Raw genomic sequence first — 13,240 nt, forward strand, 5'->3', positions numbered from 1 at the left:
GTGCGCGCGCGTCTGTCGCACGCCTTCTTCCTGCGCCATCCCGGCCAGCTGCTGCTGGCCCTGATCGGCATTGCCGCCGGCATGGCCGTGGTGACCGGCGTGGCGCTGCTGCGCGGATCGCTGGTCCAGTCGCTGGATGCGGCGAGCGATGCGCTGGCCGGTCCGGACGCGGTCACCCTGCGGGCGTCCGACGGGCCGATCGCACCTGGCGCCTACGCGGCGCTGGCCACACGCACCGGAGCGCCCGACCTCGTGCCGGTCCTCCGGATACCGGTGCAGGTCGCCGGCGTCCAGCTGGAGGTGGTCGGGGTCGATCCGTTCGGCGGCGTGGCCGACGGCCGCTCGGTCGGTCCGGCGGCCCTGGCCGGCCTGCAGTGGGACGGCACCGGTTCGCCGCCGGCGCTCGTCGGCCCCGAGACCCGGGCCCTGATCGGCCTCGAGGAACCGGGCCCGATCGACGCGGTCGGGCCCGACGGGCCGGTCGCGCTCACGGTCATCGACGGCCCGGTCACCGGTGCGGTCGCCGCGCTCGATCGCCGCCTGCTGATGGACATCGCCGCCGCCCAGCACGCGTTCGGCCAGCCCCGGGCCATCACGGAGCTCCTGGCACCGGCGGAAGCCGCCGATTGGTTGCAGGCCCATCTGCCGCCTGGCCTCGTGCTGTCGCGGGCCGCCGAACAACGCGCATCGGCGCGTCGCCTGACCGCGGGACTGCGCGCCAACCTCACCGCGATGAGCCTGCTGGCGCTGGCAACCGGCCTGTTCGTGGTCTACAGCGTGCTGAGTTTCCTGATGGTCCAGCGGCGCCGGACCTTCGGCGTCCTCCGTGCGATCGGCCTGACCCACCGCGACCTGGCGCGGATGCTGATCCAGGAGGGGCTGGCGCTCGGCGTGCTCGGCTCGCTGCTCGGCCTGGTGGCCGGGACGCTGCTGGCCGATCGTCTGCTCGCGCTGGTCGCCGGCCCGGTGCGCAGCATCTACGGGCAGCTCGCCCTGGCCCGGACCGCGCCGACCCTCGAACTCTACGCGGTGCTGTTCGCGATCGGCGCGCTGGCCGCCGTCGCGGTCACCATCCCGGTGGCGCGCGAAGCGCTGCGCGTGCCGCCCGGTCGGTTGCTACGCGACGCGCCGGAAGCGCGGGATCGGCGGCCCGCGTGGCTGACGCCGCTGCTGGCCGCCAGCGGCGTAATCGCCGTGATCGTGGATTCCGGGCTGTACGCGGCGCTGGCCGGCCTGTTCCTGGTCCTTGCCGGTCTCGCTTCGTGGCTGCCGGCACTGGGCTTTCGTGTGCTGGCCGCCGGCGCTCGTCGCCTCGGCAGGGGCCTGGCCGGGCGCGCGATCGGTCTCCTCGTCGGCTCGCAACGCCGCCTCGGGCCTGCGCTGTCCGCCTTGTCGCTCGCGCTCGCGCTGGCCATGGGCATGGGCATGATGATTCTCGGCTTCCGCGGTGCGGTCGACGACTGGGTCCAGCGCCTGCTGCGCGCCGATCTCTACGTGTCGGCGCCGGAGCGGACGCTGGCGCCGGACGATGTCGCCGCTCTCGAGGCGCTGGACGGTGTCGCGGCCGTCTCCACGGTGCGGAGCCTGCGGCTGATCGACGGCACGCGATTGACCGCCTACCGCTTGCCCCGCGAGGCCTGGGCGGGCTTCGAATGGCTGGCCGGCGACGCCGAGGCGATTCGCGCCGGCTTCGAACGCGGGCGCGGCGTCGCGATTTCGGAGCCGCTGGCGCGGGCACGATCGCTGGCGCCGGGCAACGACATCGAGCTGCCGTTTGCCGGTGGCGTGCGCCGGATGACGGTGCTCGGCGTGTTCCGGGACTACAGCAGCGACGCGGGCTTCGTCGCGATCGATGCGCGGCAGGTCGCCGACGCCGTGGTCGATCCGGGCGAGGTCGACAGCGTCGGCCTGTATCGGGCGTCGGAGGTCGACCCTGGCGCGCTGGAGCGCTCCGTGCAGGCCCTGGCCGAGCGGCGCGGGTTCCGCTGGATCGGACCGGATGCCATTCGCGACCAGAGCCTGTCGGTGTTCGACCGCACGTTCCGGATCAGCTGGGCGATGGCCTTGCTGGTCGGTGGCATCGCGCTGGTCGCGTTGGTCAGTGCGCTGCTGGCCCACGGCCTCGAGCGCGCGCGGGACTACGCCACGCTGCGTGCGCTGGGCCTCGAGCCTCGCCGGCTGTTCCTTCTGGTCGTCGCCCAGACCCTGGGCCTGACGGCAGCCGCGGCGCTGCTTGCGGTGCCGACCGCCGCTTTGGTCCACTACGCGCTGGTGCTGTTCGTCCAGCCAAGGGCGTTCGGCTGGACCGTGCCCGCCTCTCTCCCGCCGGTCGAGCCGATCCTGGTGGTGATCCCGCTCGCCCTGGTCCTCGGCGCGCTGGCCGGACTGGTGCCCGCGGCCCGGATCGCCAGTCGGCCGCCGGCCGCATCGCTGAGGGCCTTGCGATGAAGCGCCGATGGCTGAACCGATGGGCCCGGCTGGTGCCGCTCGTGGTCCCGGGCCTGCTGCTCGCGGTGCTTTCGATCGCGTGGCTGGTCCAGCGCAGCATGTCCGTGCAGTCCGACACTGCGTCCCTCGATACCACGGCGCTGCTGGATTCCGCTCCCGAGGACTTTCTCCGGGTGACCGGTCCGCGAGCGCTGGCCTTTCCCGCCGATCACGCGGCGCATCCCGGGTTCCGCAGCGAATGGTGGTACTTCACGGGAAACCTCGAGGCCGCCGGCGGCCGGCGCTTCGGGTTCCAGTTCACGCTGTTCCGCTTCGGTCTCGGCGGCGATCGGGTACTCGATGCCGATTCGATCGAAAGCGTGTTCGCCGCTGATGCGGTCTGGATGGCGCACCTGGCGGTCAGCGACCTGGAGCAGCAACGCTTCCTGTCGCGTGAGCGCTTCGCACGCGGCGCGCTCGGGCTGGCCGGCGCCACCGCCGATCGGTGGTGGCTTCGGGACTGGACGGTCGATCGCACCGAGCGTGGCTGGCGGTTACGCGCGGGCGCCGACGACTTCTTCCTCGACCTGGCGCTGGAACCGGCCCGTCCCGTGGTGCTGCAGGGCGACGCCGGCTACAGCCGCAAGGGGCCCTCGCCCGGCAACGCGTCCCGCTACTACTCCTACACCCGGATGCGGTCCGGGGGAACGCTGGCGCTGGACGGCGCCTCCTTTTCCGTCGACGGCACGGCGTGGCTGGACCGTGAGTGGGGGTCGAGCCAGCTGGGTCCCGGAATCGAGGGCTGGGACTGGTTCGCGCTGCAGCTCGACGACGGCCGCGACCTGATGGTCTACCGACTGCGCACGGAGCAGGGCACGGCGTCGCCCTTTTCCGCCGGAACGCTGGTCGAGGCCGACGGGCAGGTCCGGACGCTCGGCCCCGACGCGTTCGACCTGCATCCGATCCGTCGCTGGCGCGATCCCGAGGGTGTGGCCTGGCCGGTGGCCTGGTCGGTCGACGTCCCCGGGCAGGGGCTCTCGCTGGAGGTCCGACCGGCTTTCGATGCCCAGCTCTGGCGGGGCAGCGTCCGCTACTGGGAAGGCGCGGTCGAAGTGCTGAGCGGCGGCGAGCCGGTCGGTCGCGGCTATCTCGAGCTCAGCGGCTATACCGGCGCGGATCGCGGACTGACGGGGCGTTGAGACACGCTCGTGCCTCGAAAAACGAAAACGGCCCGCCGGGGGCGGGCCGTTCGAAGGGAGTGCGTGAGGCCGATCAGCTGAAGCGCGAGCGCACCACGAAGGCCACGCCGAGCATCATCAGCGTCAGCAGCACGATGCCCAAGCGGTTCAGGCTCGGCACCGGCTGGCTGCCGTCCGGCAGGCACAGCTGACCGGCGTTCGGTGCCGGGGTCGCCGCCGAGATGTCGAATTCGAAGACCTGCGAATTGCCCGGATCCATCACGTACAAGCGGTTGCCGATCACGCCCAGTCCCTCGCCGCCGCCGCCGCCGGCCGCGATCGTGCCCGGAAAGGTCTCGATTTCCGTGAACGTGCTGTCGTAGCTGCGGACCGTATCGGTGCCGCTGTCGTAGATCCAGAACGAGCAGCGGATCGGATCGAAGGCGATGCCGTCCGGCGAGGAGCCGTTGATCGGGTAGGTGGTGACCAGCGTGCCGGTCGGGTCGTACTCGGCCACGACGTTTCCGCCGGCACCATCGACGACATACAGGTTGCCGCTGAACGGCGCGGTCGTGATGCCTTCCGGGAAGGTGGTCTCGGCGGCGACCGAGAAACTCGACACGAAGGTGTAGCCGGCATCGTAGTAGTCGACTTCCTGGCCGGTCGTATCGGTGATCGCGAAGTTGCCGCCGATCCGGGTGATGCCGATCGCGTTGCCCGTGTCCGACAGGGACGTGGGGCCGGTCACGACGGCGCCGGTGGTGTCGATCGTGCCGGCGTTCGGCGTCATGCCCCCGATTTCGGTGAGATCGAGATTGCCGCTGCCGTCGTTCTCCAGGCCGACGGGCAGGTTGGAAAACGCCGGGTCGACCGGGAAGCTGCCGATGACCGCACCGACGCTGCCGCGCGGATTGGTATTGACGCCGTCGATGGCGTTGTTGGGGTCGTCGGTGGTCTGCGCCACCGCGGCGCCGCTGGCGATCAGGCCGGCAGCAAGCAAGGATCGATACTTGTTCATTCGTTCAGCTCCGCTCTGTCAGGGGTTGGTACGCGGGTCACGTGGCGGCCGAGCGACCTCGATCGACAAACCTCGATCCGGGTGCAGAACGACCACAGGCGGCGACGCACAAAACAGGCGGCCGAACGTGATCGGCCGCACAATCCATGGAATCTACTCCACGGCGAAGGAGAATTCAAGCGTTCGGGTCAGGATGCCGACAGCCCGTGGGCCACGCGGGTTGCTGGAAGATCGAGGCAGACCGGTGGGTCGTCGCGGGTGCACGCGGGCAGATCGTCCGGCGCGGTGCCGAGCAGCTGCTCGACCCGGCGCACCGGCACGCCTTGCTGGATCAGGTGGATGGCGTAGCTGTTGCGCAGCACGTGCCCCGTCACCCGGCGGTGGATTCCGGCGGCCTGGGCCGCCTGCTCGAAGTGGCGGTGCATCTGTGCCGGCTCGACGTGGTGCATCGGCTCACCGTCCGGCACCGGGCGGAACTCCTCGCCTTCGCGGCGCTGCGGAAACAGGTACTGCCAGCCCCATTTGCGCGCGAGCTCCGGGTGCTGCTCGGCGAGTTCGGGCGGCAGGGACGCGCGGCCCCGACCTTCGCCGATGTCCTGGATGTGCCGGCGTCGGAGCGTTTCGATCCGTTGCTCGAGCGGGACCAGGATCGACTCGGGAAGGGCGGCGTCGCGGAGGACGGTCCCGCGGGGGTCGCGGATCTGCAGCGACCGCTCGCCCAGGTCGATGTCCCGGATTCTCAATCGTACGCATTCGACCAGTCGGATTCCGGTGCTGTAGACCAGCGCCGCGGCCAGCCAGTGCGCACCGTGCAGCTGCCCCAGCAGGCGGCCGACTTCGTCGCGCGTCACGATGTTCGGCCCTTTCACGGGGCGACGCTCGTCGAGCACGATCTGCAGCCAGGCCGGCACCTGGCCGACGCCGCGGCGGTACAGCAGGCGGATCGCGTTGAGCGCCCGGTCCTGGGAAGGCCGTCCGGCGTAGCGCTCGTTCGCCAGGTGAGCGAGGAAGCGATCCAGATCGCGGCGACCGAGCCGCTTGGGATCGTCCGAACCGGCGTGCTCGAGGAAGGCCCGGGCCCAGAACAGGTTGCGGCGGGCGGTCTTGTCATCGACGCCGTCGCGACGCATCGCGTCGCTCATGCGTTCGAGCGATGCGGACACGGTCAACCCTCCCGGAACGCACGAAACGTGATGCAGATCACTATACGAGCGCCCCCGGGCATTTGCAACGAGGTCAGCGGGCCGCGGAACCGTGCGCGAACACCGTGCCGCCCTTCATCACGAACCGGATGTCGGTCAGTAGCGAAACGTCCTCGAGGGGGTTGCCCTCGACCGCGACCACGTCGGCCCAGTAGCCCGGCGCGAGACGACCGGCGCGATCCTCGACCCCGAGCAGCTCGGCGGCGTTCAGGGTCGCTGATCGCAGCGCGTCGGCCGGCGACATGCCCGCCTCGACCATGAAGCCGAACTCCAGGGCGTTGTCGCCGTGGTAGCAGACGCCGCAATCGGTGCCGAAGGCGATGCGCACGCCGGCAGCATGGGCGCGGCCGAACGTGTCCTGCATCAGGGGTCCGATCGTCGCGGCCTTGGGGCGCACGACCTCCGGGTAGTAGCCGTCGATCTCGGCCTTTTCGGCGACGAATTTCCCGGCCGAAATCGTCGGCACGAACCAGGTGCCGTTCTCGATCATCAGTTCGATGACCTCGTCGTCCATGTAGGTGCCGTGCTCGATCGAGTGGATGCCGGCACGGATCGCTCGTTTCATGCCCTCGGCGCCGTGGGCGTGCGCGGCAACGTGCATGTCGTAGTCGGCCGCGGTCTCGATCACCGCTTCGATCTCGTCCGGGCGGAACTGCGGGTTCATGCCGCTCCGGGCCACGCTGAGCACGCCGCCGGTGATCGTGACCTTGATCAGGTCGGCACCGTCCTTGTAGCGCTGGCGGACGGCCTCGCGCGCCTCGGCGGGCCCGTTCAGGACACCGTCGCGGGGCGTCGGCGCGCCCATCAGGTCGGCGCGCCAGCCGTTGGTCGGATCGGCGTGACCGCCGGTGGTCGCGAGCGACTTGCCCGAGGTGTAGATCCGCGGCCCGGGCACCACGCCGCGTTCGATCGCATCGCGCAGCGCGATACTGGCGTTGTAGGAGTCGCCGAGGTCCCTCACCGTGGTGAATCCGGCCGCCAGCGTTTCGCGGGCGTATTCCACCGACTGCAGCGCGACGTCCGCAGCATCGTCGGTGAAGCGGTCCGCGTAGCGGCTGGGGCTGGATTCGCTCGTCAGGTGGGTGTGCATGTCCATCAGGCCGGGCAGGCAGGTCAGGCGGGCGAGGTCGACGATCTCCTCGTCGCCGGGTGCATCCGGGTGGCCGCGTTCGATCCGCTCGATCCGACCGTCGACGACGACGAGGGTGCGGGCGTCGGTCAGCGCGCCTGCCTCGACGTCGAGGGTCGCGCCGCAGCGCAACCAGGTCTCGGCGCGGAGCGCGTCGGTCGACAGTGCGGCCATCAGTCCGGTCGCGGCGAGCATCATCAGGGAACAGCGGGTCGATCGCATGTGGGGCTCCGTTCGGAATCGGTGGTCGGGACTCTCGGGACTATAGAGGTGTGCCTGCGAGCGCGCGGTCGACGCGTCGGCCGCATCTCGTTGCTCAGGCGATGACGCCGATCAGCAGCAGCAGGGCGACGACGGCCAGCCAGAGGGCGAGGACGCGGCGCGCCAGCTGCCGACCCTCGTGGAGGCCGGCGGCCAGGGGGGTGGGCCGGGGTTCCGTGTCGGACTCGTCCTGGCATTCATCGGGCCCAGCGCGGCAAACGGCGTCGGCGAGGTCGTCGAGCAGCCGCGCGGGAAAGCGCCAGCGATCGGCGCGTGCGTCGAAGCGGTCGAGCACTCGGTCGAAGTCGGTCATGAGGGCGACCGAGAGCGTCATCAGGCCCACCGCGGGCCAGTTCAGCACGCCGAGCACGGCGTCGAAGGCCGGGCGCTGTTCCGTTCCGGCCGGGAACAGGTGGCGAGCGAGGCGGATCGAGCGATAGGCGACGGCGCCGGGAATGCCCAGGACGGCGAACCAGAACAGGACGCCGAACCAGCGAGCGAGGGCGGCGTGCAGCACGGCGGCCGCGCCCTGTTCGCGGGTGGAGTCCGGCTCGATGCGCAGACGCAGGCGCGCCATTGCCGACTCTTCGCCGCCGCGCGCCGCCGAATCCACATCCCGATCGAGGTCGCGGGGGCCGAGCACGAAAAGGAGGACCACGGTCCCGGCCAGCAACCGCCCGACGTCGCCGAGCAGCAGGTCGGCCAGTCCGGCCAGGAGCCCGCCGGCAATCAGCGCTGCGATCACGGTCGCGGCTGCCGGGGCCCAGGCCGGTCCTCGTCGCCCGGCCCACAGGGCGGGTTCGGCCATCCAGTCGATGTTCCGCCAGCGCTCGACGTCGGGCCAGGCCCGAGACAGGCCAAGGGCGATCAGAAGCGCGAGTAGGGTCACGTGAGCTCGTCGACGATCATCAAGCGTCCGTTGTAGACCCGCCGGTGCGGCAAGTCAACCGACGGCCGACCGATGCGGTGCGGGACGGGGCGCGGCCGGATCGCGTCAGGCGAGCCCGAAGGAGGATCCGCAGCCGCAGGTCGTGGCCGCGTTGGGATTGCGGATGATGAAGCGGGCCCCCTGGAGGTTCTCGGCGTAGTCGACCTCGGCGCCTTCCAGGTACTGGAAGCTGAGCGGGTCGACCAGCAGGGTGACGCCGTCGCGATCGACGCGCACGTCATCCTCGTCGGCCGCTTCGTCGAAGGTGAATCCGTACTGGAATCCCGAGCAGCCCCCGCCGGTGATGTAGACCCGCAGCTTCAAGGCCGGATTGCCGTCGGCCAGGATCAGCTCGCGCACCTTGCGCGCGGCCGACTCGGTGAACACCAGTGGTGCGGCGTCCGTGTCGGCGGCGTGGGTCGAATCGTGCATCGAGTCGTTCATGGCGAGCCGGCTCCGGGGTTCCTGGCGGTCAGCTATGGAAATGAGGTTCGGGACCAGCATACTCAAGCGGCTGCACGAACGCAGCCGACGCGTCGGAGGCCGGCGATAAAAAAAGCGGTCCGAAGACCGCTTTTGCCCCAAACCGGATGCTGCTCGGTACGTGGTGATACCGGAACGGTACCCCTGTGCTGTTGTTAATATTGTGTTTGCACGCCATGGTTATACCGCCGTGCCGAAGCCGAAGTCAAGCCGAAGCATGACTTCCGGCAGGGGGGATCGGTTCCGGGCCCCGCTCGGGTCGCCGGCGGCCCGGCGCCGGTGCGGGCGAGCGGGTGTCCACGCTTGAGGCTCGTGGCGCCAGCCGTCACAATAGCCTCCCGTCCGCCAAGGTCCCCGGCATGCTCTGGCTCAAGGCCTTCCACATCGTGTTCGTCGTCACCTGGTTCGCCGGTCTGTTCTATCTGCCGCGGTTGTTCGTCTACGCGGCCGAGAACCCGGAGCCGGCGGTCCAGGACCTGTTCCGGATCATGCAGCGGCGGCTGCTCGGCATCACCCACATCGGCGGCGCACTCGCCGTCGGCTTCGGGCTGGCGCTGATCCTCGCCGCGCCCGAGGTCTACCTGGCGATGGGCTGGCTGCATGCAAAACTGGTGCTGGTTGTCCTGCTGGTCGCTTATCACCTGTGGTGCTGGCGACTGGTACTCGCCTTTCGAGCCGGACGCAATCGCCACGACTCGACCTGGTACCGCTGGTTCAACGAAGCGCCGGCCCTGCTCCTGGTCGCGATCGTACTGCTGGCCATTCTCAAACCGTTCTGAACGGAGACTCCCGAATGCGATTCCGCCTGCCCCTCCTGGCGACCCTCCTGCTGCTCGCCGGCACCCCGGCCCGTGCCGACATCACCGGCATCGTGGTCGACGATCTGACCGGACTACCGATCGAGGGCGCCCGGGTGCGAATCCAGGCCACCACCGATGCCCCGTTCGTGACCGGGGCAGACGGCCTGTTCTCGCTTCCCGATCCGGTCGGCGTGGTCACGATCACCGCGGTCACCCCGTACGACAGCGCCAACGCCGACAACTACATCACCGGATCGGTCGACGCGGTCGCCGGCGTGGACACGGAAATCCGCCTGACTTCGCTACCGACGGCCGACCGCGTGCCCTACGACCCGGGCACTTCGACCAACTGCGCCAGCTGTCACTTCGACCAGTTCTCCGAATGGCGCGACTCGCGTCACGCCGGTGCCGGCGTCAATCCCTGGGTGCTTGACCTGTTTTCGGGAGACGGGACCCCGGGGGGCGGAAACGGCTACGTGTTCCGCGACACGCACGACCCGGACGACACGGGGTTCTGCGCCACCTGCCACGCGCCGCTGGTCGATGCCCAGGACCCGGGCAACGTGTTTCTCGACGAGGTCACCGAGCCGTACGGGCTCGACGGCGTGAGCTGCCTGGCCTGCCACCAGATGGCGGAGGTCAACGACGACACCGATGCGCTGCACCACCTGGGCAATACGCTCTACCGGTTTCCGGACGATCCCTCGACCCCGCTCTGGGTGTGGGGACCGCTCGACGACGTGAGCTTCTCGGTGATGCGCGCTTCGTACCAGCCCGGCTTCTCCGATGCGAAGTTCTGCGCCTCCTGCCACCAGTACAACAATCCGGAGACCGGAGCGCCCGGCCAGACGACCTACGACGAGTGGCTGGCCGGCCCCTACTCGGTGCCGGGGCCCGATTTCATGGCCTGCCAGGACTGTCACATGCCTGCGGCCGATGGACCGGGTCCGATCTCCTCGATCGGCGGTACACCGATCCGGCCAGCGGAACAGCGGCGCTCGCACGAGTTCATCGGAGCGACCCCGCCGCAGCTGTCCGACGCGATCGGTCTGACGCTGGACGCGTGGGTCGACGGCGAGGAGCTCGCCGTCCAGGCTCGGGTCAGCAACGACGGCGCCGGGCACGAGTTTCCGACCGGTGTGTCGATCCGCAACGCGGTGCTGGTCGTCGAGGCGCGCGTCGACGGCGAACCGCTTGCGCAGGTCGGCGGTCCGGTGGTGCCGTTCTACGGTTCGGCCGCCGGCGGCTCCGGACCCGAGGACCTGGCCGGCCGCCCGGGTCGCGGCTTCGCCCGTGTCCTCGAAGGCCGGATCAACGGCAGCGGCCCGGTCGTGGCCCCGGTGCTGTTCATCGACGCCGAGGCCGTCCAGTCCGACACTCGCATTCCGTCAGGGGGTGCCGATGTCTCGGACTACCGCTTCGCGCTCGGCTCGGCACTGGTTGCCGAGGCCGAAGTGACCGCGCGGCTGGTCTACCGGCGCGCATGGCGGGACCTGGCGGTGACCAAGGGCTGGACCGAGACCCCGTCCGGCGACCCGGTGGAGACCGAAGTCCAGGCCGAGTCGCTGACCGTCGACCTGACCGGCTCGGTCGGAGCGATCCGCCCGGTGCCCGCGCTGAGCACGCTGGCGCTGCTGCTGATGATCAGTCTTCTTCTGGCGGCGGCGTGGGCCAGCGGGCCCGCGGGTCGCCGCTGACCAGGAAATCCCCGTTGAGGGTGGTTTCGCGCGCGTTGTAGCGCAGGTCGCGCCCGTCGGGCAGCCAGACCCGCCCTCCGGCGGCGTGCACGATCGCGTCGCCGGCCGCCGTGTCCCACTCGCTGGTCGGGCCCAGGCGCGGGTAGAAATCGGCTTCACCGCTGGCCACGGCGCAGAACTTCAGCGCGCTTCCGCGCGCCATCCGTCGGTGGGGGCCGATCGCCTCGAAGAACGCCTCGCTGCGCGGATTGCCGTGGGAACGGCTGCCGAGCACCACCGGCGGATCGGCGGCGGGCCGGCGTGTCTCGATTTTCCTCGAGCGCCCGGCACCATCCCAGCACAGCGCGCCCTGGCCGGGCACCCCCGAATAGGCGGTCCCGGCGGCTGGAACCGCGATCACGCCGAGGATCGGTCGGTGCGCTTCGACCAGGGCGACGTTGATCGTGAACTCGCCGTTGCGCTTGATGAACTCGCGCGTGCCGTCGAGCGGGTCGACCACCCAAAGACGAGGCCAGTCCCGGCGTGCTGCGAAGGCGGTGGCGGAAGATTCTTCGCTGAGCACCGGGATTTCGGGCGTGAGCCGGGTCAGCGCATCGACCAGGATGCGGTGACTGGCCAGGTCGGCCCGGGTCAGCGGACTGTCGTCGGCCTTCATCTCGACATCGAAATCGTCGTTCTCGTAGATGTCGAGAATGGCCGCATTCGCCCTCGCACAGGCTTCGAGAACGCCCTCGATCAGTGCCGGATCGACGGTCGTCATCCGGGGTCGATCCGGCCGCTGGCGAGCAGGTCGCGGGCCATGTACAGCGCCGCGATCGATCGACCTTCGGTGCAGTCGTCCCGCTCGACCAGCGAAGCCAGGTCCGCCAGCGGCCAGCGGATCACCTCCAGCTCCTCGGGCTCGTCGCCGGGCAACCGCGACGCGTAGAGATCGCGCGCCAGCACGACATGCGTCGCATGGGACATGTAGCCCGGCGCGAGCGTCAGCTGGCCGATCACCCGCAAGTCGCGGGCGGCGAACCCGACCTCTTCCTGCAGTTCCCGGTTGGCACCTTCGATATGCGCTTCGCCCGGTTCCAGCCGGCCCTTGGGCAGGCCGAGTTCGTAGCGGTGCACGCCGCCGGCGTATTCGCGAACCAGCAGCACCGTTTCCGGGTCGACGAGAGCGACGATGATGACGGCGCCGACGCCGCGGCTGATCAGACGCTCGTAGACGCGCCGCTCGCCGTTGGCGAATTCCAGGTCCAGCGATTCGACCCGGAACAGGCTGCGGTCCTTGCGTTCTTCACGGGCGTGGATGGTGGGCAGGCGGGGCGGATCGTCAATCATTCAGCAAGGATACCAGCCGGCCATGCAGGGGCTCGGGTGCGGCGAGCATGCTCGACGCGTCCAGCCCGATCGGACCGCCGCCCAGGGTTGTGCAGGTGCCGCCGGCCTCGCGGACGATGACCGTCAGGGCGGCGATGTCGAGGATGTTGACGTCGCTTTCCACGACCGCATCCAGCCGGCCCGCCGCGAGGCGGTGGTACGGGTAGAAATCGCCGTACCCGCGCGTGCGCCGCGCCCGGCGGACCAGTTCGCCGATCCGCGACCATCCCGGCCCCTTGGCCAGCGTGCGCACGTTGCCCAGCGACAGGTCCATCGCATCGATGGATCCGGCCTCGGCCACGTGCAGCGGTTCCCCGTCGAGCCACGCTCCCCGGCCGCGCACGGCCCAGGCGGTTTCATCGAACGGGGGTGCGGCCGATACGCCGAGCACCAGTTCGCCGTCGACCATCAATGCGATCTGCACCGACCAGAACTCCAGCCCGCGAATGAAGCTGCGGGTGCCGTCGATCGGGTCGATCAGCCAGAGGCAGCGATGCTCCCCGGCGCGGCCGAATTCCTCGCCGAGGATGGCGTGGTCGGGGAAGGCGTCCTCGATCCGGGCACGGATCGCCGTTTCGCAGGCCCGGTCCACCACCGTCACCGGGCTGTCGTCGGCCTTGGTCTCCACGTCGATCGGGCGCCGGAAATGCTCCATTGCGATCGAAGCGGCTTGCGCTGCGGCCGCTCGCGCGACCTCGAGGGCCCGGTCGAGGTCGACGACGGCATCGGTGGAATCGGTCATGGCGGCA

Annotated in this window: 12 protein-coding genes; 4 read left to right on the forward strand and 8 right to left on the reverse strand. The window is 70.1% G+C overall.

Annotated elements, in window-relative coordinates:
* Positions 1-2,448 carry an FtsX-like permease family protein gene (locus KUV67_07540; GenBank protein ID MBY6204732.1) on the forward strand — a complete coding sequence of 816 codons (2,448 nt, stop codon included), beginning with the start codon at positions 1-3 and terminating at the stop codon, positions 2,446-2,448.
* The gene (locus tag KUV67_07545; GenBank protein MBY6204733.1) at positions 2,445-3,626 is read left to right on the forward strand and encodes a carotenoid 1,2-hydratase; all 1,182 of its coding nucleotides are present in this window, start codon (positions 2,445-2,447) and stop codon (positions 3,624-3,626) included. The genes KUV67_07540 and KUV67_07545 overlap by 4 nt, the downstream gene beginning before the upstream one ends.
* 73 nt (positions 3,627-3,699) lie before the next feature.
* On the opposite strand, the gene KUV67_07550 is transcribed toward KUV67_07545, so the two are convergent.
* From KUV67_07550 to erpA, 5 genes are all read right to left on the reverse strand, one after another.
* Positions 3,700-4,623, reverse strand: a complete 924-nt coding sequence (locus KUV67_07550) for a hypothetical protein (GenBank protein ID MBY6204734.1) — start codon at positions 4,621-4,623, stop codon at positions 3,700-3,702.
* A gap of 188 nt (positions 4,624-4,811) precedes the next feature.
* Positions 4,812-5,786, reverse strand: coding sequence for a tyrosine-type recombinase/integrase (locus KUV67_07555; protein MBY6204735.1), 975 nt, complete (start codon positions 5,784-5,786; stop codon positions 4,812-4,814).
* Positions 5,787-5,859: 73 nt separating this feature from the next.
* Positions 5,860-7,176, reverse strand: coding sequence for an amidohydrolase family protein (locus KUV67_07560; GenBank protein ID MBY6204736.1), 1,317 nt, complete (start codon positions 7,174-7,176; stop codon positions 5,860-5,862).
* Between the two features lie 94 nt (positions 7,177-7,270).
* Positions 7,271-8,104, reverse strand: coding sequence for a hypothetical protein (locus KUV67_07565; GenBank protein MBY6204737.1), 834 nt, complete (start codon positions 8,102-8,104; stop codon positions 7,271-7,273).
* Positions 8,105-8,209: 105 nt separating this feature from the next.
* The gene (gene erpA, locus KUV67_07570; protein ID MBY6204738.1) at positions 8,210-8,575 is read right to left on the reverse strand and encodes an iron-sulfur cluster insertion protein ErpA; all 366 of its coding nucleotides are present in this window, start codon (positions 8,573-8,575) and stop codon (positions 8,210-8,212) included.
* Positions 8,576-8,985: 410 nt separating this feature from the next.
* Here erpA and KUV67_07575 point away from each other — a divergent pair, with 410 nt between their 5' ends.
* The gene (locus KUV67_07575; protein MBY6204739.1) at positions 8,986-9,405 is read left to right on the forward strand and encodes a CopD family protein; all 420 of its coding nucleotides are present in this window, start codon (positions 8,986-8,988) and stop codon (positions 9,403-9,405) included.
* A 14-nt stretch (positions 9,406-9,419) separates the two neighbouring features.
* Entirely contained in the window at positions 9,420-11,123 is a 1,704-nt protein-coding gene (locus KUV67_07580) for a hypothetical protein (GenBank protein MBY6204740.1), read from the forward strand.
* Here KUV67_07580 and cysQ read toward each other — a convergent pair.
* Genes cysQ through KUV67_07595 form a run of 3 tightly spaced genes read right to left on the reverse strand, consistent with a single transcriptional unit; the run spans position 11,071 to position 13,233 of the window.
* Entirely contained in the window at positions 11,071-11,883 is an 813-nt protein-coding gene (gene cysQ / locus KUV67_07585; protein MBY6204741.1) for a 3'(2'),5'-bisphosphate nucleotidase CysQ, read from the reverse strand. The two genes, KUV67_07580 and cysQ, sit on opposite strands and share 53 nt — an antisense overlap.
* On the reverse strand, positions 11,880-12,452 hold the full coding sequence (gene nudE / locus KUV67_07590; protein ID MBY6204742.1) for an ADP compounds hydrolase NudE: 573 nt from the start codon (positions 12,450-12,452) through the stop codon (positions 11,880-11,882). Before nudE ends, cysQ begins: the two co-directional genes overlap by 4 nt.
* The gene (locus KUV67_07595) at positions 12,445-13,233 is read right to left on the reverse strand and encodes a hypothetical protein (protein ID MBY6204743.1); all 789 of its coding nucleotides are present in this window, start codon (positions 13,231-13,233) and stop codon (positions 12,445-12,447) included. Before KUV67_07595 ends, nudE begins: the two co-directional genes overlap by 8 nt.
* Positions 13,234-13,240: the final 7 nt, after the last annotated feature.

This window comes from Halomonas denitrificans, assembly GCA_019800895.1.
In the GTDB taxonomy this organism is placed as follows: Bacteria; Pseudomonadota; Gammaproteobacteria; order Xanthomonadales; family Wenzhouxiangellaceae.